Source organism: Faecalibacterium sp. An192 (genome assembly GCF_002160175.1).
Classification (GTDB): Bacteria; Bacillota; Clostridia; order Oscillospirales; family Ruminococcaceae; genus Faecalibacterium.
This window is the reverse complement of sequence record NZ_NFKB01000029.1, coordinates 1-19323: the sequence shown is the minus strand read 5'-3', so window position 1 is coordinate 19323 and position 19323 is coordinate 1. Positions and strand designations below refer to the sequence as shown.

At 54.0% G+C, this 19323-nt stretch carries 26 protein-coding genes; all 26 read right to left on the bottom strand.

From position 1 onward, the window contains the following. Positions 1-58: 58 nt before the first annotated feature. Positions 59-1540 carry a hypothetical protein gene (locus B5F27_RS09800; RefSeq protein WP_087367045.1) on the bottom strand — a complete coding sequence of 494 codons (1482 nt, stop codon included), beginning with the start codon at positions 1538-1540 and terminating at the stop codon, positions 59-61. Between the two features lie 84 nt (positions 1541-1624). Continuing rightward, on the bottom strand, positions 1625-2194 hold the full coding sequence (locus B5F27_RS09795) for a hypothetical protein (RefSeq protein WP_087367042.1): 570 nt from the start codon (positions 2192-2194) through the stop codon (positions 1625-1627). Between the two features lie 14 nt (positions 2195-2208). Then, positions 2209-3168 (bottom strand): NTF2 fold immunity protein, encoded by a 960-nt coding sequence (locus tag B5F27_RS09790; RefSeq protein WP_087367038.1) that lies wholly within the window; start codon positions 3166-3168, stop codon positions 2209-2211. Between the two features lie 11 nt (positions 3169-3179). Next, complete coding sequence (locus B5F27_RS09785; RefSeq protein WP_087367035.1) at positions 3180-3944, bottom strand: DUF4241 domain-containing protein; 765 nt, start codon at positions 3942-3944, stop codon at positions 3180-3182. 3 nt (positions 3945-3947) lie between these two features. After that, positions 3948-4298 carry a DUF6572 domain-containing protein gene (locus B5F27_RS09780; protein WP_087367032.1) on the bottom strand — a complete coding sequence of 117 codons (351 nt, stop codon included), beginning with the start codon at positions 4296-4298 and terminating at the stop codon, positions 3948-3950. Between the two features lie 5 nt (positions 4299-4303). Beyond that, positions 4304-4630 carry a DUF5713 family protein gene (locus B5F27_RS09775; RefSeq protein WP_087367029.1) on the bottom strand — a complete coding sequence of 109 codons (327 nt, stop codon included), beginning with the start codon at positions 4628-4630 and terminating at the stop codon, positions 4304-4306. 16 nt (positions 4631-4646) lie between these two features. Then, positions 4647-5192: a hypothetical protein gene (locus B5F27_RS09770; protein ID WP_087367026.1), complete on the bottom strand. Its 546-nt coding sequence runs from the start codon at positions 5190-5192 to the stop codon at positions 4647-4649. Between the two features lie 17 nt (positions 5193-5209). After that, a complete protein-coding gene (locus tag B5F27_RS09765; protein WP_087367023.1) occupies positions 5210-6214 on the bottom strand; it encodes a DKNYY domain-containing protein in 1005 nt (334 codons plus the stop codon). Positions 6215-6218: 4 nt separating this feature from the next. Next, the gene (locus tag B5F27_RS09760) at positions 6219-7073 is read right to left on the bottom strand and encodes a YwqG family protein (RefSeq protein WP_087367021.1); all 855 of its coding nucleotides are present in this window, start codon (positions 7071-7073) and stop codon (positions 6219-6221) included. Positions 7074-7096: 23 nt separating this feature from the next. Continuing rightward, on the bottom strand, positions 7097-7651 hold the full coding sequence (locus B5F27_RS09755) for an SUKH-3 domain-containing protein (protein WP_087367018.1): 555 nt from the start codon (positions 7649-7651) through the stop codon (positions 7097-7099). A 26-nt stretch (positions 7652-7677) separates the two neighbouring features. Continuing rightward, on the bottom strand, positions 7678-8313 hold the full coding sequence (locus B5F27_RS09750; RefSeq protein WP_087367015.1) for a hypothetical protein: 636 nt from the start codon (positions 8311-8313) through the stop codon (positions 7678-7680). Further along, positions 8310-8543 carry a hypothetical protein gene (locus tag B5F27_RS09745; protein ID WP_158098227.1) on the bottom strand — a complete coding sequence of 78 codons (234 nt, stop codon included), beginning with the start codon at positions 8541-8543 and terminating at the stop codon, positions 8310-8312. The genes B5F27_RS09750 and B5F27_RS09745 overlap by 4 nt, the downstream gene beginning before the upstream one ends. Before the next feature lie 94 nt (positions 8544-8637). Further along, positions 8638-9141, bottom strand: a complete 504-nt coding sequence (locus tag B5F27_RS09740; RefSeq protein ID WP_087367009.1) for a DUF2004 domain-containing protein — start codon at positions 9139-9141, stop codon at positions 8638-8640. Positions 9142-9154: 13 nt separating this feature from the next. After that, a complete protein-coding gene (locus tag B5F27_RS09735; protein ID WP_087367005.1) occupies positions 9155-9994 on the bottom strand; it encodes a DUF2262 domain-containing protein in 840 nt (279 codons plus the stop codon). Positions 9995-10008: 14 nt separating this feature from the next. Beyond that, complete coding sequence (locus B5F27_RS09730; RefSeq protein ID WP_087367002.1) at positions 10009-10599, bottom strand: hypothetical protein; 591 nt, start codon at positions 10597-10599, stop codon at positions 10009-10011. Positions 10600-10613: 14 nt separating this feature from the next. Beyond that, positions 10614-11234 (bottom strand): hypothetical protein, encoded by a 621-nt coding sequence (locus tag B5F27_RS09725; RefSeq protein ID WP_087366999.1) that lies wholly within the window; start codon positions 11232-11234, stop codon positions 10614-10616. 4 nt (positions 11235-11238) lie between these two features. Continuing rightward, a complete protein-coding gene (locus B5F27_RS09720) occupies positions 11239-12318 on the bottom strand; it encodes an ankyrin repeat domain-containing protein (protein ID WP_087366996.1) in 1080 nt (359 codons plus the stop codon). Between the two features lie 26 nt (positions 12319-12344). After that, positions 12345-13487: a hypothetical protein gene (locus B5F27_RS09715; protein WP_087366993.1), complete on the bottom strand. Its 1143-nt coding sequence runs from the start codon at positions 13485-13487 to the stop codon at positions 12345-12347. Positions 13488-13497: 10 nt separating this feature from the next. Beyond that, positions 13498-14085, bottom strand: coding sequence for a hypothetical protein (locus tag B5F27_RS09710; RefSeq protein ID WP_087366990.1), 588 nt, complete (start codon positions 14083-14085; stop codon positions 13498-13500). Beyond that, entirely contained in the window at positions 14076-14471 is a 396-nt protein-coding gene (locus tag B5F27_RS09705) for a hypothetical protein (protein WP_087366987.1), read from the bottom strand. The genes B5F27_RS09710 and B5F27_RS09705 overlap by 10 nt, the downstream gene beginning before the upstream one ends. After that, entirely contained in the window at positions 14468-14680 is a 213-nt protein-coding gene (locus B5F27_RS09700; protein WP_087366984.1) for a hypothetical protein, read from the bottom strand. Before B5F27_RS09700 ends, B5F27_RS09705 begins: the two co-directional genes overlap by 4 nt. Positions 14681-14720: 40 nt before the next feature. Beyond that, entirely contained in the window at positions 14721-15551 is an 831-nt protein-coding gene (locus B5F27_RS17245; RefSeq protein ID WP_242962148.1) for a hypothetical protein, read from the bottom strand. 13 nt (positions 15552-15564) lie between these two features. Further along, positions 15565-15789, bottom strand: coding sequence for an Imm17 family immunity protein (locus B5F27_RS09690; RefSeq protein WP_087366981.1), 225 nt, complete (start codon positions 15787-15789; stop codon positions 15565-15567). Positions 15790-15807: 18 nt separating this feature from the next. Then, positions 15808-16650, bottom strand: coding sequence for a DUF2262 domain-containing protein (locus B5F27_RS09685; RefSeq protein ID WP_087366977.1), 843 nt, complete (start codon positions 16648-16650; stop codon positions 15808-15810). 10 nt (positions 16651-16660) lie between these two features. Then, a complete protein-coding gene (locus B5F27_RS09680) occupies positions 16661-18043 on the bottom strand; it encodes a DUF6138 family protein (protein ID WP_087366974.1) in 1383 nt (460 codons plus the stop codon). Between the two features lie 14 nt (positions 18044-18057). Continuing rightward, on the bottom strand, positions 18058-19173 hold the full coding sequence (locus B5F27_RS09675; RefSeq protein WP_087366971.1) for a hypothetical protein: 1116 nt from the start codon (positions 19171-19173) through the stop codon (positions 18058-18060). Positions 19174-19323 lie beyond the last annotated feature (150 nt).

Here is a 19323-nt window from a genome sequence, read left to right as displayed (position 1 = left end):
TTTAGAGTGTTTCATTTTCTGTACCTCCTAATAGCAGAGCTCACATTTTATGGATGCATCAAAAATCACGAAGCCCATCAAATTTATCAATCAGGGCGTCTTCCTGGAGCGTATCGCCCGGCAGAGCATCCAGAATACCCCGCAGGGCCATATAAATCTCATCCCGCTCCTCGGTTTCGATGAAGCCCATCTTGTTGAAGGTATGAGTGTAGGCTGCCACCGCGTCCAGAGCCTGGGTCTGGGCATTCTCGCCCGGCTCAGCGGCCAGCTTCATCAGCTGAGAACGGGTCTTGCGATATTGGTTGGCTGCCTTTTTCGCAGCGGAGGCGGGGATATGCTCTGCGCCGTCCCAGCCTCGGAAGGGATTGTCCAGGTTTTGCGCCAGCCATTCCGGTTTCCGAGGCTTGGTGATCCGCAGGTCCATGCCCGGCTTCCTTTTCCAGAGCTGCTTTGCCGCTTTTGCTGCCGTCTCCGGCAGGCTGGTCATCCAGAACCAGCGAAGCTCCGGCAGCTGCTCCGGGGTGGGGATGTCGTCCGCCCCGAAACCGAACAGGTCGAAGGTGGAGAGATTCGTCAGTTCCCGGAATCCTTCCACGGCTGAGAAGTTCCCCAGGTTTCCCGGTGCTCCCCAGAGCCGCAGTTCCTTCAGGTGGGGATGGACAGCAGCCAGCCCGGTCAGATCAAAGTCCTTCAGCTGGATGCCATGCAGCCCCCATAGGTTCGGCAGTTCCGTGTGCGGGCGGTATTCCTCGATAAATTGGAGGGTCAAATTGCCGCCATCTTCGGGGGCATGGATGGTACAGGTGTCCGGCCCCTTGTTCTGGAACAGGAGCTGCTCTGTGTCCTCACCCAGCCACAGTTCCTCCAGCCCTGTCATGTCCAGCATCAGCTTTCTGATGCTGGTGCCCCGCAGATCCAGTGTTCTTTGACCGTGGTTTAGCAAAGTCACTTCATCAACAAAGGGGTTTCCCCGCAAAAACTCCAGCAGATCCGGGTGCCACCGCTCGCAGATGAGGGTGGAGAGGCAAGGCAGCGCCTTTAGTTCCTGCGCCGAATCGAATGGTGCGTACTGGTCCATCACCCGATGACTGTTGACCTTCAGCTGGATACCGCCGATCTCCGTTTGCTCGTCACTGTCCATAGCCTCCTTGAAGGCCCGCCGCCGTTCCTCCGGAATGGCCTGCCACCGGATCTGGAGATACACATCATAGCCGTCACTCCAGCCTCCGTAGGAGCGGCAGGGCTGGTCGGTGAAGGGCGGAAGTGTGCCCACCAGTTTATACTGGGGCGGGACCTCCATCGGCACCCGCAGCAGGTGGAGGTCGCGGGACCAGTACATGAAGTCCTTGTAGAGCGGGCGGAGATGGGGCAGTTCGTCCGCGGTTAGAGGGGCGTCGCCCACCCAATCCAGGGAGAGGACCACCGCCCAAGATTCTTTGCTCACCGTGTCCGGCGGCGCAATATAGGCCACCTGGCAGGCGGTGTAGCGTTTCAGATATTGGTTGTAGACTGTATAGACCTCTCCGGCGCTGGCTTTCATGGCACCACGCTCCTCTCATCCGTTCTTTTCCAGATAGAATCCCCGTCACGGCTCCCGTTTCATCTTCGGTAGGGATAGATTTCTCTAATAAGCAGAGCTTGTAATTTCAAAGCTAAAATTCATATCTGCATTTATGGTGGCTTTTTCGCTTGTAACTGGTTGTATCACAAACTCAAATGTAGGTTCATAGTCCCCGTCCTGCAAGGTTTCTCCACCCAAAATCTCGATATCATACCACCCATTTGCGAGTTCAATCATCGGTTTCTTGTACACTCTATAATAAGAAATCAGATCGTTCACCTTTTCAGGCGTAAATTGTTCCAATATCGGCCATGTGAAAAGCATCAGCGTATTATGATCTACTTTGAGGGAATAACCACTTTTTCTAAGTTGCAATCGGTTTCCTTCTTTGCACAGCTCTGGTCTATCACCAGAGAGATTGAACAATATGGTATAGGGATAGTTTTCAATACCGGTCATTGGGATTACAATTCCTTCGGCAAACACCCTGTCGCCGCTTTCATTTGTCGTAAACTCCATCGCCAAATCGTCTGAAAGGTTATTTGCCTGCTTCCAGTCCTCCAGCAACAAAATATCACCAAGGAGAAAATAATTGACAAGATCGTTTAATACTTCCGTAAACCTATGTATCATCAATAATACCTCCCTTACAATCCTGTCCGCTGCCAACCGTCCAGCCGCTCCTGCACTGCGTCGATTTTCCAGCCATCGCCCACACGCTTCATCAGAAAGCGACGGTCAAAGCCGGTGTTTTTCTCCCTGGTGTAGATGTAGAGCTTATTCCTGGTGATCTGCTCCGCATCAAGGAATTCTTCTCCGTCGTAGGTACCCTGGGCACTGTATGAGAGGCCCAGAGGCCGGTAGCCCGGACGGGGCTTTTCGCTCACATACTTCTCCCAGATTGCCAGCAGGCGGGGCACAGCCTCGGCATCTTCAAACCCAACCTGCTCCATGTACTGCTCCCATTCCGTCATTTCTGTAAAGAAAGCGGACAGCACCCTGCGGCATTCCTCCGCTGCCTTCTCATCCAGCTGGATGGGCTTTTTGGCCTTTTCCCGCTGGAGCTGGGAGAAGTGTTCCATCTGCTCCTTAGTGAATTGCACATGGGCCACCGGGTGGATGTAGTTGTTGCCGGCGACAGCCAGCAGTCCATCATAAGTAACAGCAGTGTGGTCGATCCAGATGTGGGAGAGTTTGGGGATGGAGGCTGCCTGGAGCAGACCGGCATCATCCAGCCCGGTGTGGTCAAGGGCCAGCAGGTCCAGCTTACAGTTTTGCAGAGCGGACAGGCCGCTTCCGTCGATCCCGTCGTTCCCGGTCAACAGCAGGATGCGCAGCTTGGGCATAGCGGAAAAAACGGGAAAACAGGCGTCAGTGAGGGCACTGTCCTCAACGCCGAAGTTGGCCATGCTTTTATGCCCAGCAAAAGGGGAGAGCAGGTCATCCGTCACCGGATAGCCTTTCACATGGAAGCCCACCAGGGTGTAACCGGCCAGCCGCTCCATGATCTCTGCGGTCAGCTCCGGGACTTCAAACTGCTTTTCTCCGTCTAAGGTCAGGACGCCACTTACCCAGTCTGCTGTCCGTGCCCGTTTTGGCCATTCCATGGTTTGCCTCCTTATGCCTGTTCTTTGTAGCTGGATTCAATGTCGATGAAATGCAGATACACGGCACAGACTGTGCCTTTGGCGTCGTAGCCAAAGTAGACCGGATAGTAGCCGTCGCCCCAGCCCGAGGCGAAGATGGGCAGATTGCAGTCGGTGTCCGGCACGGTCCAGTTGAGCCAGTCGCCATAGCTCGATTGATATTGGGGCTGGGCCTTGGCGTTCTCCTCCAGCAGGTCGCAGAACAGGTCGTTATAAGGGTCGATATCCGGGTCTTCCTCCAGCCGCTTGGCCCAGTAGGTCTTGAAGGCTGCCTGGGTCTGGATGTCTGCCACACAGCCCATCCCGGCGTCTACGCCAAAGCCAAAATAATCGTCCTCGCCCAGTTCCTCATTGAGGTCCTCTTTGCCTGTCATGGCTAGCTCATAGCGGACAGGTTTCTCCTGGCTGACCTCCACCTTGGCGCAGGCGTAGCGGTCGCCGTATTTTTTGCTGGGGACCACGCAGATCTTCACCGGATATGTTCCAGCGGGAATGGTCTGGATGAAGGGCGGCGTGTCCTCCAGCTCCACCAGCGGGTCACAGGCAAAGATGGTTCCGGTATGGAAGTGAACTGCGCCGATGTCCAGCACGTCCACTTCCATAGTTCCGATTTCTTTTTCAGTAAAATAGGCTTCCAGGTCCGTTTTGCAGGTCAGTTTGTCCTTGATGGATTCGTATTTGTTCAGCCATTCGGTTGTCGGCATACTTGTTTCCTCCTGTTGATTCGGTTTGAGCATCGGTCAGCTCTCTACAATGCGAACCTGTTTTCCTCCAATTTCAATTTCCAGCTTTACGCCATAGTCCTCTGCCCATGCGGGGCACTTGCTGAGCAGGGCCAGGATACGCTCATCCGGTTCCCGACCAAGGGTCACCCGCAAAATCACGGACCAGTCCCCATATTCCCTTTGAAATTCCTCGCTCTGGGTGTGGTTCAGATAGCCCTCCATCTTGTCGAGCAGGGCCTTCTGTGTTTCCGGGGAGCCATCAATGAACCCGTTGCAGACGAGGACCATTAAAACTTCCTTTGTTTCGGGTTTTTCCGCCAGAATGTCGATCTTATCCAGGTCGCCAAACATATTTTCAATGGACATTGTTTTCACCAGTCCCTTTCCCGGATGGCCTCCTCCATATCAATGGGAATGCCAAACCATTTCAAAATGTAGGCCACGGTAACGCCGATGCAGTCCCGTGCCACCGTTTCAATCTCGCTGTCGTTCTCGTAAAATTCATCCTGAAGGTCATTGATTCCGCAGACCGCCTCGTCCAGCGTTTCCTGCACCACTTCGGTGTCGGTTTCGCCGCTCTCCAACAGGTCGATGACTTTCTGGAGTTCGTCCTTTACCTTGTCTACCAGAAAAGTAGGATAGTAATCGTCCTGATACATCTCGTCCAGCAGCTTGTAATTGGGGTCAAATGCTTTCATAGGGATTGCTCCTTTCTCATTCAAACATCAAGCCGTATGATTCGGTCAGGCTGCCATCATCCTCATGGAACATACACTGATACAGAGGCTGGCGTTGTGTTGCTTTGCGGAACCGCTCCAGAACCGGAGCCAGCGGCTCATCAGTAGGGATGCCGAGCGCATCAGCCACCCGCCGCCAGCTGTCCATATCCATATCTTCCAAGTTGATGTTGCGCTGCCTCTGTCCATATTCCTCCAGTGTTTTGGAGGCCGCATACTCCTTTGCGTCACAGCAGTCGTGCCAGCAGATGCAGCTCACAATCAGTGAAAAAAGGTCATCCATGCTCTCAGCCAGACGGCCTGCCTCACCTTCGCTGCTGTAATAGCCGATGGAGCCATCTTCCAACAGGTGGTATTCTCCGCCGGAGCCATCTCTGGCAAAAGCCATACCGGGCAGTGTGAAGGTTGCTCGACCATCCGCCTCATCCCTCGGAGACAACTCATCCAGCAGGAAGAAGTCAAAAAGGGAATCAAACTCCTTTGCCAAATCAGGGTTTTCATGCAGTGCCTTCAAATAATCCATCGCCGTTTTCCCCCCGTTTACTGTTCTGGTTTTAACTCATGCAGCCTTTCCCGCCACAGCGGTTCTTCAATCATCTCATCGTTTTGGTAAAAATGTTCCTTGTCACGGGCCAGATGATCGGCAAGCGGAGGTGCGTCCAGCGGGGTGCATACCGTAAAACTGTCCCGAACCGCCCCCTTAATCTCCCGGTTGAGGTAGTACACCCGCCTGGCATCGCGGGAATACCAGTGACTGAGCAATTCCCATGAGGGGAGATCTGCCTTGGGGAGCTGCTTACCGTAAGCATAGATCCGTTTCTCATCCCTGGCAAAATAGGTGTCACCCAACGAGCGGAAAGAGGAAACTTCCGCGCCTTTGATGATCTTCACCCTGCCGTCTCCGTTGTGGAAATAGACTTGCCGGCTGTCCTTTGCATATCCCTGGGGCGCACCCGAATCGTTCTGGCCATTGTCTAATACCTGGAAGGTTGCCAGCTCTACATCTGGGATTCTCCCGCTGGTGGTATAGACGGCTGTTTTGTCCATCGCGTAGGCATAGTTTAGTACCCGAAACGATGCCGGGTCTGCTCCACGCAGGCGAATCCCGCCGAGAAAGCAGGCCGTAGAGGATTTGCCCCAGTAATGCCAGCAGCAGAAGTCTTTGGGCGAAACACCCTTCAACAAGCCGTTTTCATATAGGCCAGAGAAATAAACGGCTCCATCCCGAAGGAAAAATTCGTTGTCCACCGGCTCTGTGCTGGTGATTGGCTGCAGCAGTTCTTCGTGATGATCTGTTATGCTCAGCTCGATCTCGTCGTCGCTGTAAACTAAGTAGAGTCCATGAGGGGCCTTTCTATCGAAATGCAGTTCAATGTCATGATATTTGAGGATCAAAGGTTTCTCGTGGCTTCTCATGGTGGAAACGGCATCGGGATTCCCGAAAATTTCTATCACCTCATCCTGTGACATACCAAATTTCAGCGGTGAAATGTTCTGGGGATTCTGCAATATTTGATTGCGCCAAATAGTAAAGTCCTGTTTCATATTTTTAACAGCACTGGAGGACCAGCCAGATCCGGTCAAAGCGGCGGGCGGCCAGATCCTCTTTGGTGATATAGAAATAGATGTGCCCGCAGTCTCCGAACATCAACTCGAAGTCACCCTGCTCCACGGTATCCAGCTGGAACAGCAGCATCCAGCGGTCACGGGCCGTTTCTTCCGCCTGTTGGCGGATATCCTTCGGGATTCTATTCCAGTTTTCGGGATTCCCCAGGCGATAGCCCTGGGATACCAGGTCGCACTCGTCGAACATACTGTTCTGGATCACATCGGGCCAACCCAGCAGCTGGGAGCGATCCTCCGGGTCCTCGGGGGCCTCGCCGGTCAGTTCCTCCCAAGCCTCGTCGAAAGCGTCGTCATCCTCCTCATCCGGGAACACCTCGCTGAAGTCCTCCCAGGAAGGATAGGAGTATTTTGAGTCCATCTTGATTTTGACCATAGGAAATTTGAAGTCTTCCTCCATATCCGCCGGGAAGTCAGCGGCGGACAGCGCGGACATGTCCTCGAACCAGTAAACGCGGGCACAGCCCTGATCCTTGGGGTCATAGCCCCAGCACTGGGTATCCGTCTCATAGAAGAAGGAGAGCAGGCCGTGATCAGGCAGAAGATGCTCTTTGTCAAACTGGGCCAGCTCCGCACAGTTGAACTGAGCCAGGAAAGTGAGAGGACGATCCTTCACCACATGGTCATAGCTCTCGCCCTCATAGGTGGGCCAAACGAAGTCCGGCGGCACATCCGGCTTCCCGCCGAAGCGGGTAGCGCCCAGCTTGTATGTTTCTTTTCTGGCAATTTTCAGCTGAATGCTGTTTCTGCCCAAAGACTCCAGTTTCTCTTTGATGCTCATGTCAGTTCCTCCTTGAAGAGTTCTTACAGCTTTCCATCCAATGCCTCAACCGTTTTCATGGCAGCGGAATCAAATTTACACTGCCGCAGGTCCCGTTCGATCAGGGCAAACACATCCGGAAAGCACTCGATCTCATCCTGATACTCATATTTCGCATACAGTTTCCCGTATTCGGAGATCCAAACCTCCGCCGGGTAGTAGTAGCCGATATGACCGATAGGCTGGCATTTTTCACCGGCAGCCTGTTCGATCTCTGCCAGTTCACAGCCGGACATATCCCGAAAATAGGCTTCTTCCAAATGGTTTTTGATCCCATTGACCAGGTAAGGGAACAAAGCGAATTGGAAGTCAGCCGCCCAGTTCAGTTTTTTCTGCTCCAGGTACCACTCACAGCACAGGCCGAAATATTTGCGGTAAAACCGCTGGGTGGTCTTCATCATAGGGACACCATGATCGGCGTAATACTTCTCAGCAATGGAGATGTCCACTTTTCGCCCTTCCTGCCATCCGGCGTACTCCATCAGCTGCTTGACCTTGCTTTTGAGATCGCCGGAGATGGGGATGCGTTCTTTGATCATTCGAATCCTCTCCTGTCGGCTGCCAATCAAAGTTCATGTGGATACCCAATCTTATCCAGGCCCGTCTTGATTTCTTCCCATTCATTGCGCTTCGGGTTCAACGAAGTGACCAGTTCTTTTGTCACTGGAACCCCATCAGCAAGCTGGCGCACAGCTTCTAAAGGCAGATCGGCCGGATAAAACCACTTCCCGTACTCCACATAGCTCAACGGATTGCCATCCATCGTGGAGAGCAGATCCTTGGATGCGTCCTCGCCGTCCATAGGATTGCAGTGCCATGTGGTGCCATCTTCCGTCCAGACGCAGAAGGTACTTTTCATCTTTTTGACTTCACGGCTGCTCATGAGCTTTTGCAAAGCAGAGGGCATTCCATCCGTCAGGTCTTCGATACGGGGAAGTTTTTCCTCCCAGTCGTAGAGTTCGGAATCCACACCATTGATTACACAGCCTTCCGGCGCAAACATGACAATCATGCTCTGGTCACTGCCATCGGTGGCAAAGAATGCCTCTTTACCTTTTCGCCATGCGGGGTTGTATGTATAGTGGCGGATGAAGCTCCATTCCTCCTCCACCATGATGATGTCCAGAGCTGCCAAGCCTTTGCAGAAGTTTTTCAGGCGCTCCGCGTTGGGAAGGCCAGATAAATCTTTTGTGGAAATCATGATACATACTCCTTTGAACTGTTCGTTTGCTCCAGCCGTTCCATCAACAGTGGGATTGCCATAGCCTGCCAAAAATCTCCGCTTATCCAACCAGTGGACATTCCTACATGAGTTTTGGCAAATTGATCTACATAGTAGTGTTTGCCCGGCTTCGGCAGCTCGCCGGCCAAATCCGCAAAGATGTGGAGGATTTCCTCACGGAGAACATTGGGTGGATACGGCAGTTCCAACGCCTGATACCGCTCCTTCAGAAGCTGCCACAGGAAAGGGTCACCCCGAAGCCCCCACTGGACAGGCTCAGGCTCAAAAATACAAGCAACAGATTCAGCTTTCATGGGTAATACAGAAAATCTCCTCGTTTAAGTCAAAGTAGATCACCATCAGCTCGTCGGTGATCTCCGGGTTGAAGGACAGATCCATAATGAAAACTTGTTGTTCCATCTCGTCATCCACCAGACTGCCGAACCGCTTGAGCTTCAAAAAGTCCACCATCTCTGCAAAGGACAGCTTGGATGGGTCGGTTCCCGGAAAAAGTTCCGCCGCAATATCCGGGCCTACATCGTCCCGGTGGAACTCCATGAAAAATGTCACAACGCTATGGTAGCGGCTGTCCTCGTCCGCCAGCGCCGCTTTGATGGCGGCTTTGGCCTTCTCCGCCAATTTCTCCGCCTCATCCAGCATTTTTCCCACCGCATCCATGGCAGCAGGATCGCCGGTCAGTTCTTCCTCTACATCGAAGAGAAAGGGTAGTCCCGATTCCTCGGGAAAGTTGAAGATTTCCTCACCGGGCGTATATGTAAAATCAATGCGTTTACAGTTCAGTTTCATAATTTTATCCTCCTTACCCCTCAATGTTGGCAGTTTTGAGGCCCTTTTTCAGGGAGCCGTAGACCGTCACCGCATGGTCGGTGAACATCTCGTCGCAGTCAAACCAGGCGGTGAAGCTGCCGCCGGAGGTGACGGACAGGCTCGTCATGCTGATCCGCCGGGCCAGTTCTTCCTCTGTGATGGGGTCGGTTTCCGGATTGCGGGGATTTTCCTCATCCTGCGAGAGCCAGTTGTTGGCCAGCTCGGTCAGGTTCTTGGCTGCAAGCTCCCGCATGGCCTTGTCCCAGGTTTCACAGTCGGCCAGCAGCTTCTTGGCGGCACTGCGGGCGCGGGTCCAGGAAGGCTTGCTCTCGGCATTGACTTCCAGAGAAAGGCTCACATCCTTTCCGCACCACTGGATTTTGCCCTCGAAGGAACCGTAGTCCTTGTCCAGTGTCAGTTCTCCCAGCACCTGGTCCTGAATCACCACCGGCTTGTGGTATTCCTCCAGGACGGCCCCGAGTTCCGGGCAGTCCTCATGGGCCTTGACTATCTCGGAGATACACCAGGGCCGCACCACCAAATCCTTTGCCCATTCTTCCTTCATCCGGCGGATTTTCAGGCGGCAGATCTGCTCTTTTTGAAAGCGTCCCCAGCCTTTTTCGCCGTTCCGCTCCTCGTCGCTGACCGGCCAATCCAGCCGTTCCTCTTTGGTGCTGGCCTTGCCGGTGTCACAGAACACCATGCCCAGCGTCACAACGGTCATTTCCCAAAATTTGCCTTTCCAGTTATATCCGCCCCCAATGCAGCGATTGATCAGGGCGACCACTTCCTGCTCCTCGGGCTCGTACATCTCATAGAATTCTTCAAACATCGGTGTAGCCTCCTTTACAGCAGTTCCAGCACCTCGGCAGCGGGCTTGGCAAACTCTGCCGGGACTTGCTCCAATACATCCTGGTAGGCCAGTACCGCCTGCCAGGAGCAGTAATAGAAGCTGTAGAACAGGTCATCGGGGAAGACCTCGTCCTCCTCGTAGCGCATCTCATCTTCTTCCTCGTCATATTCCTCCGACCACAGGTATTCTTCCTTCAGCAGGTCGGAAAAGCGGGGGAGAGGGGCTGCGTGTTCCATCTCATCTCCATCGTGGAAGCACTGAAGGATGCAGGAGAAGAAGTCCAGCAGTTCCCCGGCCAGGAAATGAGCTACGGGGTTCTGTCCGCTGTCTGCGAGGGCCTTCTCTAAAATTCGGCTCAGGAACACCATGCCAAAGGGGGTGGCGTGCCACAGGGTACTCTGGTGCTCCATGTTGGTGGTGAGCTCATAGAGGGATTTTTTGACGGACGCCAAATCACACATCTGCTCCAGCACCGTCAGGTGTGCGGGGAAATCTATCCCCCGGCCATAGGCGGTGGTGAGCTGATGCCACGGGACATCCGTGACCTTAAGATGGGTGATGTAGGTTCTGTTTTCTTCTGTCATGTTGCCGCCCTCCTTTATTCTGCTGTCTGGCTGCGGTACTCCTTCTCCAGCGCGGTGTACCATCGATTCAGCATGGTTTCCAGACTGGTTTTTCCTTTCCGATCAAAAAAGGCAAGGAACTTTTGCAGCAGTCTGGGGAATAGATATTTGCCTGATTCTGTCAGATCCTGATTGAAATAGACCATCCGCAGGATACGGCCCTGTCGGTCCAGAGGGTTCTTTTTCAGAAGTCCCTTTTCATAGCAGAAGCGCAGAAACACCACATTCTCGTCGTAAAAGTCTTCCACCACAGCCGCGCCGATGCTGGTGTAGGTGATGTCGTACACCAAACGGCTCCAGTCAAATTTCTCGGCATAGAGCAGTTTCAGCGCCTTTGCCCAGTGTTCCTCCGGGATCACCAGCATCCTGTGCTGGGCGGTGCTGGAGTAGCCGCAGTAGACGGGTTCCGGCTGCCCCAGCAGCTCGCTCACACCGTCGGCATAGACGAAGCACAGTTCCTCATCGAACAGGCCGCCGATGAAGTTGCCATTGCAGTACAGCATATAATTCTTGAACTTGGCCGGAGAATAAGAGAGGCTATATTCCTGCGAATCCAGGCTTTTATGTACCTTGTTCAGAAAATCTATGGATGTCATGGCTTTACTCCTCAAACTCACCCTCGATCATCCCGTTCAGATACCGTCCGGGATCTGCGATGAAGTCATCCCATTTGGCCAGAGGGTGGAATTCCTCATGCTCTATGTCCAGATACCACAGCTTTTTGTCCCTGGGGCTCCACAGCAGCAGATAGTCGCTGTAGTTATCCATCTGCACCATCAGAGAGAGCAGCTTCTTCCGTTTCCAGGTCATCTCCTGCACATCCATGAAGGAGTAGAGCTCCGCCCACTTCACCCATTCCTGATCCGGGAACTCCAGCCGCAGGGGGCCGGTCTTCAAGTATTCCACCAGCTTGGCGGGCAGTTTGTAGGGCATGAGCTGCCGGAGCTTTTCCTGCTCGTTGTGCCATTCCTCCGGTTCCAGGGCCTTCAGGTAGTCGGCCAGCTCCTGATTTTTGCTCTGCACTGCCACGGTGTAAGGCCGGTCGCCGTATTTGTCAGCAATGGTGATGTCGGCTCCTTGCTCGATGAGCCAGCGCACCATGGGGAGATTTTTGTGTCGGACAGCTTCGGTGACAGCGGTGGAGGCGTTCGGAAACACCATGTCCGGCTTGTGGTAATTGATGTCCGCCCCTTTTTCCAGAAGCAGCCGGGCAAGTTTGGTATTGCCCTCGGACACAGCGGCCCGGAATGCCTCGCCGCCAAACTTGTCCACTGTGATCCCGGCCTGCTCCAGCACCTGGATATTCTCCGGGCGCTTGCCCCAGCGCACTTCCTGGAAGGCCCGCTCTTTCTGCTTCGGGCTGAGTTTTGCGGCCTGTCCAGCAAAGAGCGCCACCACCTCCGGCCCACAACAGCGGGCGGCGGTAAGCAGCAGGGGCTGTTCCTCTGCCAGACCGGGATCAGCTCCATGCTCCAGCAGGAAGTGGATCATGGGCACATCATTCCGAAAAACCGCAATCTCCAATGGCATCAGCTTGATGTATTCGCTGAGCTGGATGGGAACATCCAAATCCAGACCGCCCTGGAGCAACGCCTCCAGCTTGGGAGTGTCATGGTCACAGATGGCGGCAGCCGTTTCCGGGAGGGTCTCCCAGCGGCCAATATATGCAATTTGGTACATAAGGCACCTGCTTTCTCGACTTGTACTCATTCATCCCCGAACCGCTCAGCAGCGTCTTTATAAACCGTAATACTTTCCTCCACTTTCACTTTTTCGCTGCGAATACGGAAGTATTCCCGCAGAATGCGCTTCAGTTCCGGGTTTTCCACCTTGCGGGGCAGCAGGCTGATGAACATTTCGTCGTAGCTTCCATACAGAACACCGCCCCGGTTGTAGGTCTGCCATGTCACCGTAGGTTTGTGGCCCTCCGGGTCCTTGGCCAGATCAAAGAGCCATCGCTCATCCAGATCCACATAGCGTTCAATCATAAACCTTGTGTCATAGGTTCCATAGCTATAATCCCCCCAGAAAATCAGAGCAATCATTCCATCCGGGCCCAGGCGTTCATAGGTCCAGCCTTCCGGATAACAGCGGTAATGGAGCATTCCCAGCGCATGGAACAAATAGGCTTTTTGCGGCGTATCCAGAAGGGGCGAATAGGTCTCGTACACCTGCTCCTTGGACTGGGTGAGGATCGCCTTCATAAAGACTGGCATCAGCCAGCTGCCGCCGTAGCGTTCATTCAGCTCATCAGCCAATGCTTGCAGCCGCTCCTCCGAGTTGCGGATCAGGGAGGCGGTCAGCATCACGGCGGGAATTTTCTCTTTTTCCTTGGGTGTGGCATCCCAAATGCGAAGCCCGTCCGTAATCCACCAGGAGGTACAATCATCATCAGAATAAACAGGCGTGCGTTTCAGCTGGGCGATCCGCTGGGTGTTTTCCGCCAGGAAGCGGTAGACCTCCAGCATTTTAGGCGAGGCTTTCCCCAACATCAAATGGAAACAGAAGTTCAGTTGTTCGATACCCAGTGGCTTTGTGTCCCCCTCGTCCAGCAGCTGGGAGAGAGTCTTTAGAATAACTGGGGCAATCTGCTCCGATACACAGTTGGAACAGGTATCCGACATGATATTGCTGCCCATCCATTTGCCCTTGACCAGTTTGGCCCACAGTGGGGCAGCAGGGGCATACTCCAGCTGCGCCAAAGCCTTTTGAGCAGCCGTTTTGCATTTGCCCTTTTCTGTATTCACAAGCTGGAAAAGCAGTTCGCCGTTTGCTTCATCCTTGCCCAACTCCAAAATGGCTTGTTCTCGCTTTACGCCTTTGGAGGGCAGTTGTTCCAAAGTCATCATTCATTTTCTCCTATCCCACAATGGTGGTTTCCTTGACGGCCAGATTGTCGTAATCCATGGCGATCAACTTTCCGGCGGCCTCTGAGGTACACATGAACCAGGTGCTCACACCCCAGGCGTCCATCCTTGTTACGGTGAAAAAGTCGGTTTGGGCAGAAACAGGTTCTCTTGCGTCAATATAGTAATCGGAGTAGAGATACACCAAATCTACCTCACGCTCCGGCAGCCACTTGGCCCGGCGCACACGAGGCTTGCCGTTTTTCAGAGTCTTTTCTCTGGGGTTCTCAAACCACGCCAGTTCCTTGAGCTTCAGGCCGGTGAAGGTATCCATGAGCCGCTGGGCAATCTCCCGGTGGGTAAATACTCCGCAGTCCCAGGAGCCCATCAGCCATGTTTGTATAAAGTCGCCCACCTTGCTGCCAGGGGCAGGCGGCCCGTAGACGCTCTCGTCCGCCCACATGACCTCTATCTTTTCGCATTGATCCGGCCGAGGACAGGACTGCTTGTTGCTATAGCGGTACATGATATTCACATAGCCGAAGTCCTTGCCGGTTCGGTCATGACCGACGGCTTCCACTTTATAGGCAGTTATGGACATTGCAGTTCCACCTCCTGAGCCAGTACAAATCCGCACAGCCCAAGGGAAGAGTCGATGACAAATACCCGGATGTGCTCCCGGTCCATGCGCTCCCGCAGTTCCTCGATGCTGCAACAGGCGGGAAAGCCGTAAGAGATGGTCCCGCCCAGCAGGTCTTTGTACTGTTCAAAAAATCCGTCCAGGGTTATTTCGTCCATGCCAAAGAGGATGTTATCCTGAACCACATTTTCAAACCAGTGGGCCAACAGGCCGGTGAAGTGAACGGATACTTTCTCTCCGGTCTCGGTCTGGGTATCCATGTGCAGGGTGTGGGCTTCAAAGTCAGTGCAGCAGCGCAGGACTTTGTTGTCGTGCAAATTTTCAAAGGATTGAATCAGCGTACTCACAGGGATTCCCCCTCATCCATGAGCTGTTCCTGGACCTCTTTGGGCAGATCGTTCCATAAAATGTCGTATGTAAAATCCCGAATCTCCGGGTAACACTCTCGTGCGGTCTTTTCCGCCGTTTCCCGATCCAGGTAGTGCATCTCTTGATGGAAAAACCAGTTGAGCTTTTCCATCAGCCGATAGAGGCGAATCTGTTCTTCTTGGGTCATGGGACACCTCCTCGGATTAGCAAAGGATAGATAGCTGTACTTACGCCAGCTCTGCGTCCAATATCTGGACTGGTTTTCCTTTCTCGTTCACATAGTAAAGGGCGATATAGTCAATGCCGTCCCGCTTGACCTGTTCCCAAGGCATACGCTCGCCGATGATCAATTCCACAGTATCCGTCTCATCTGGTTCGAAGTCTTCTTTTTCGTCCTCGTAGTCCACGCTGTACCCCAGCTCCAGCACCAACTTGGAGGCGGGGATTTCATACCGCTTGAGGAGACGGCGTTCCAGTTCGGATGGATCATGTTCATTGCAGAACATATTGTCGTAGCCATGCCGTCCACCATCAAAGATGACGAACTCCTCGCCGCTCTCTGGGTCGCGGGCTGCCACCAATCCGGGAGCATCATCGCTGTCTACAATATAGGATTGGGGTTCTCCTTTCAACGTGAGCAAATCTCCGTAATACCAAACCTCCAGCAGTTCATTGCCAGTGGTAGAACACAATGTCACGGTGGGCAGGCGTTTTTGCGTCCACTCTTTCACATGGCCGGTGAGCCAGGTGGGATAACGGGGAGAGGGCGGGGATGTGACTTCTTTCGAAGATACGCCGTGTGTGCGGTTCCACGGCTCCATATCTAAACTGACCGTCCAGTCGCCGTCTATATATTTCATTTTGGAATTGGCCTTGATGTAGTCCTCTCCCCAGAGGGCTACATCCGCCTTGCTGTACCAGGTCTTCATGGTGATACCGTCGCCTCTTAGGATCTCGCAGCAAATATGCTCCTCCGGCTTTGCGTTCCGCAGTTTGAGCATACACAAAATTTCCGTATCTTCTGGGGTGATCTCCCGGAATGTAAATTTGAATGACATTTTGTTGTCCCCCTTACAGTACCCAGGACATGATGCTGGTCACAATCAGCACGATTCCCAGTAGGAAGAAGATCACCCGCCTGGAGCCGCGGCCATAGCGGTGAGAGTCCGGCTTGCCGGTGGGGTCGCAGAGCCAGTTCCAGTTCAAAATGGCTCCGATCAGAATTACCACGCCAATGGCTAGGGTGACAAAGTTCCAATGCTCCTGTAAAAAGGCAGTAATCTGCTCGCTGTTCATTTAGGTATCCTCCTCTCTTTACCCCTGTATATCCGCATCAACGGCCCCTTTTTTCAGTGTCCCATCCACAGTGATCACATGGCCCCAGAACAGATCATCGTCCTCAAACCATGCAGTAAAGCGCCCACCAGGAGATACTGTAAACTCAGTGAGCAGGATGCGCCGGGCGAACTCATCCTCCGTGATGGGGTCTTTCTCTGGGTCTCGGTCGGTCTGGTCATTGTCCGCCAGCCATTCGTTGGCCCGCACCGTGAGCTTCTGGGCAGCCATGGCCCGCAGGGACTGGTCCCAAGTCTCCTGGTCGGCCAGCAGCTTCTTCATCACGTTGACGGCGCGGGTCCAGGAGGCTTTCTTTTCCATATCTACGTCCAGCGAAATGCGGACTTCACTTCCCATCCACGGACAGGTCCCATCGAATGTGCTCAATTCACGGTCCAGGGTGAGGGTCCCCAGCACTTCATCTTTCAGAAGGATAGGTTTTATATACTCCGCCCAGATCGCTTCCAGAGCAGGGCAGGGGACATTTTCCTCCAGCACCGCCGTAACATACCACTGAGGTTCGTAGAGGGCATCACCTTTCCAGCCGCGGGCTTTGATCCGGTAGATCTGGCCCTTGGTAAACCGCTTGGAATAGTCGCCGGCATCCCGTTCCTTGTCCGTCAGCGGCCAGCTCAGGTAGCATCGACCGGAGATCGCCTGTCCGGTCTGGACATCCGCCATGGCGAGGGCATGGGTATGCGCCGCCCAGTAGGTATCCAGAAAGGTTTTGTCCGCGCTGACACCGTCCTGAATCAGTACCAGTTTTTCCTCATCTTCTGGGGCGTACAGGGCAATAAAGTCCTTGGCCGTTCTCTTTTTCATGGACTTCTCCTTACGCAAATACTTGCCGGTATTTCTCTTTCAGGTCTTTCGGCGCAGACTTGATGACTTTGCTGCCGCCATTTTCGGAGGATGAACCCCAAATGGCCCAGAGCACATCACGCCACAGGTAGGCCGGCGCCTTTTTGTCACTGCGGGATTCGTCCGGCAGGTAATATTCCAGATGCGTCTTAATTTCCAGTAGAGCATCCAGGCTCTCCTCATTGGCGATCAGAGTGCGGAACTCCTTTACGGGCTTCAGATTCTGCATGGACTGGACACCGTGGACCAACACCGGCAGGGACTGGGAAGTAAACCCGTACTTCTCGAAAAAGGTGTGAATAAACTTTTCCTGCAAAGAGGAGTGCTCGGCATCACAGCGATCCAGGTAATCGCACACCAGCCGCCACCACTTCGGCCCCTCCAGCCCCAAGGCAAACACGGCAAAGGTGCCAGGCATGGCACAGGCTTGATCCGCGAGGTTTTGATACCACTCATCCTCCCGCATGGCCAGCCGGGCATAATTCTCCATTCGGACATGGAGGCGGGGGTACCGCACTGCACAGGCGAACAACTGGTTGATGCTCTTCCTAGGCAGGCCGGGAATGGGCAGGTAGATCTTCTCGGGCCCCCTGAACTCGATGGAATAGCTGCGGGGAAACCCCGGCTGCTCCAAAGTCTCAATCAGATAGGTGAGAGCTTCCTCACAGGCCCCCTCGCCGCAGTCTCTGGCGGTGATACAGATGGTGGCAAAGGCGTCATTGGCTGATGCGGTCAGGTGCTTGGTCTTTCTCTTTTGGATGGAGGGCGGTAGCTTGCCGCTGCCATGGGTTTTCAGTTCCTTTACCATAGCGGGGCAGAGCTGGGAAACCAGCCCCAGGATGTGTTCGGTGGTGATGGAGTCGTAGCTGGCCCCATACACCGTATGGCAGACAGCCACATAGCAGGCAAAGTGCAGCAAGCCATCATCTGCATCTTCCAGTGGCAGCTCTGGGCGAACTGTACAGGGCGGAAAGACGGTGAAACCGTCCTCCCGTTGCCCTACATCGAAGTACCGTTCCTGTACCTGGCTTTCGATGTACTTCCCCAGCTTATAGCGGATCTCCTGCCAGCCCACCAGCCGTCGGAGAGCATCGCAGAAGACGACTGCTTCTTCATAAGGAAAGCCCTTCAGCGGCAGTCTGAACAGATATCGTTCCAGCAGCTGATCAGGAAGAAACGGTGTTCCTTTGTGATTCCGCACCACGGTGGGAAAGCCAGCGTGATTTTCACGGGCGGTGCCGTTCAGGATATCCTGGATGCAGAGATCGGCTTCTGCCAGCACCTCTGGGAAGGTGTCCGGCTTGTGGATCAGATAGTAGCGGTCATGTACGCCGTCACGCTTTGGCAAACTCATGGTGCGTTCTCCTTTCAAGTCTGCTGATGCTGCATGGAGACGATCTGGCAGTCTGGACAGAACTCCACATAGAGGGTTCCTTCTGCACAGTCAAACACCGTATCCCACTGAACCTGAGCCAAATACTTCATGGGTTTGCCGCACTGGGGACAAGTGGTATATTCTGCATCCTGAACCCAGTTGCCAAAGCCGCCGATGGTGTTTACATCCTCACGGGCGCATCCATAAAACAGGGGAACAGGAGATTTGCCCAGCACAAAGGGATTCTCGGTGAGGGCCTTGTACTCCTCGGGGCTAACATAGCAATCCATCTTTTCCTCTCCGTCAAAAAGTTCAGAAGGAAAGATCTCCACGCCGCCGTCCAAAGTGAAGCGATTGAAAGCTGGACCTTTCAAAAATCCCACACAGCTGGGGCAGCAGGTGGCGGTCAGGATGCCATTCAGCCCCAGGAACCGGAGCCGCTCGTCCCGACCATCCAGTACCAGCATATCCGCCATACGCCCGCCGCAGTGGGGGCAGGTGTCCTTTCGCGCCCGACCAATGCGGACAGGGGATGCTTCGCTGGAAGCTCCCTTGACCATGGGATAACAGGTGTCGAAGGTGAGCTGAGTTCGGCGGCCCTCTTTATCAAAAGTCCAGCCGCCGATCTGGGCGTAGCTGGATGGGTCCACATAGAGGCCCTTTCGCCAGGGGCGAGGATTCCGCTCCAGCTCCAGCAGTGTCTCCATTGCTTTGTCATCTCCCTGCATAGCAAGGCAGCTCATCAGCTGGGAGGCTACGTTGGAATCTTCCGTGGACAACAGCGCATGGATCAGGCCATCCCGCACATCGGCGGGAGCGTGATAATAGATCTCACAGGGCCAGAACACCTCAGCGGCCAGTGCCGCCCGCTGAATCTCCGGGGTGATGGCGTTCCGGTAACTGAGCAGCTGCCAAAAGTCATTGAGTTCCGGGTCCTCCATCTCTTCCAGCCGCTGGATGTTCTGAATCAGATTTTGCTGCTTTTCCGCGATCTGTTCCGGTGTCCAGGCGAGGGCCGCGTTTCGATCCTGTTCACACTTGCATTTCCAACACAATCCCTCATAGCCCAAGGGGGTCCCACAGCTGGGGCAGGTATATTTCAGACTCATCTTGATTGACTCCTTTCAAATAAAAGAAAAAGCCCTGCATCCTGAACCGCCCCATATTGTGCGGACAGTACAAAAAAGAGGCCTGCAAGGGGTAGAACAAGCGAATCAAAGACTGGCCTGGCGAAGCGAGAGCGGAGCCAGGCCAGTCTT

Excerpts from the sequence above, each read along its gene's own strand:
- B5F27_RS09790 (WP_087367038.1), bottom strand. The coding sequence starts at position 3,168 with ATGGAATGGCCAAAACGGGCACGGACAGCAGACTGGGTAAGTGGCGTC.
- B5F27_RS09735 (WP_087367005.1), bottom strand. The coding sequence starts at position 9,994 with ATGTTTGAAGAATTCTATGAGATGTACGAGCCCGAGGAGCAGGAAGTG.
- B5F27_RS09760 (WP_087367021.1), bottom strand. The coding sequence starts at position 7,073 with ATGAGCATCAAAGAGAAACTGGAGTCTTTGGGCAGAAACAGCATTCAG.
- B5F27_RS09770 (WP_087367026.1), bottom strand. The coding sequence starts at position 5,192 with ATGGATTATTTGAAGGCACTGCATGAAAACCCTGATTTGGCAAAGGAG.
- B5F27_RS09750 (WP_087367015.1), bottom strand. The coding sequence starts at position 8,313 with ATGATTTCCACAAAAGATTTATCTGGCCTTCCCAACGCGGAGCGCCTG.
- B5F27_RS09755 (WP_087367018.1), bottom strand. The coding sequence starts at position 7,651 with ATGATCAAAGAACGCATCCCCATCTCCGGCGATCTCAAAAGCAAGGTC.
- B5F27_RS09700 (WP_087366984.1), bottom strand. The coding sequence starts at position 14,680 with ATGACCCAAGAAGAACAGATTCGCCTCTATCGGCTGATGGAAAAGCTC.
- B5F27_RS17245 (WP_242962148.1), bottom strand. The coding sequence starts at position 15,551 with ATGTCATTCAAATTTACATTCCGGGAGATCACCCCAGAAGATACGGAA.
- B5F27_RS09800 (WP_087367045.1), bottom strand. The coding sequence starts at position 1,540 with ATGAAAGCCAGCGCCGGAGAGGTCTATACAGTCTACAACCAATATCTG.
- B5F27_RS09715 (WP_087366993.1), bottom strand. The coding sequence starts at position 13,487 with ATGATGACTTTGGAACAACTGCCCTCCAAAGGCGTAAAGCGAGAACAA.
- B5F27_RS09740 (WP_087367009.1), bottom strand. The coding sequence starts at position 9,141 with ATGAAACTGAACTGTAAACGCATTGATTTTACATATACGCCCGGTGAG.
- B5F27_RS09780 (WP_087367032.1), bottom strand. The coding sequence starts at position 4,298 with ATGTCCATTGAAAATATGTTTGGCGACCTGGATAAGATCGACATTCTG.
- B5F27_RS09720 (WP_087366996.1), bottom strand. The coding sequence starts at position 12,318 with ATGTACCAAATTGCATATATTGGCCGCTGGGAGACCCTCCCGGAAACG.
- B5F27_RS09685 (WP_087366977.1), bottom strand. The coding sequence starts at position 16,650 with ATGAAAAAGAGAACGGCCAAGGACTTTATTGCCCTGTACGCCCCAGAA.
- B5F27_RS09795 (WP_087367042.1), bottom strand. The coding sequence starts at position 2,194 with ATGATACATAGGTTTACGGAAGTATTAAACGATCTTGTCAATTATTTT.
- B5F27_RS09675 (WP_087366971.1), bottom strand. The coding sequence starts at position 19,173 with ATGAGTCTGAAATATACCTGCCCCAGCTGTGGGACCCCCTTGGGCTAT.
- B5F27_RS09765 (WP_087367023.1), bottom strand. The coding sequence starts at position 6,214 with ATGAAACAGGACTTTACTATTTGGCGCAATCAAATATTGCAGAATCCC.
- B5F27_RS09690 (WP_087366981.1), bottom strand. The coding sequence starts at position 15,789 with ATGAACAGCGAGCAGATTACTGCCTTTTTACAGGAGCATTGGAACTTT.
- B5F27_RS09710 (WP_087366990.1), bottom strand. The coding sequence starts at position 14,085 with ATGTCCATAACTGCCTATAAAGTGGAAGCCGTCGGTCATGACCGAACC.
- B5F27_RS09725 (WP_087366999.1), bottom strand. The coding sequence starts at position 11,234 with ATGACATCCATAGATTTTCTGAACAAGGTACATAAAAGCCTGGATTCG.
- B5F27_RS09785 (WP_087367035.1), bottom strand. The coding sequence starts at position 3,944 with ATGCTCAAACCGAATCAACAGGAGGAAACAAGTATGCCGACAACCGAA.
- B5F27_RS09680 (WP_087366974.1), bottom strand. The coding sequence starts at position 18,043 with ATGAGTTTGCCAAAGCGTGACGGCGTACATGACCGCTACTATCTGATC.
- B5F27_RS09775 (WP_087367029.1), bottom strand. The coding sequence starts at position 4,630 with ATGAAAGCATTTGACCCCAATTACAAGCTGCTGGACGAGATGTATCAG.
- B5F27_RS09730 (WP_087367002.1), bottom strand. The coding sequence starts at position 10,599 with ATGACAGAAGAAAACAGAACCTACATCACCCATCTTAAGGTCACGGAT.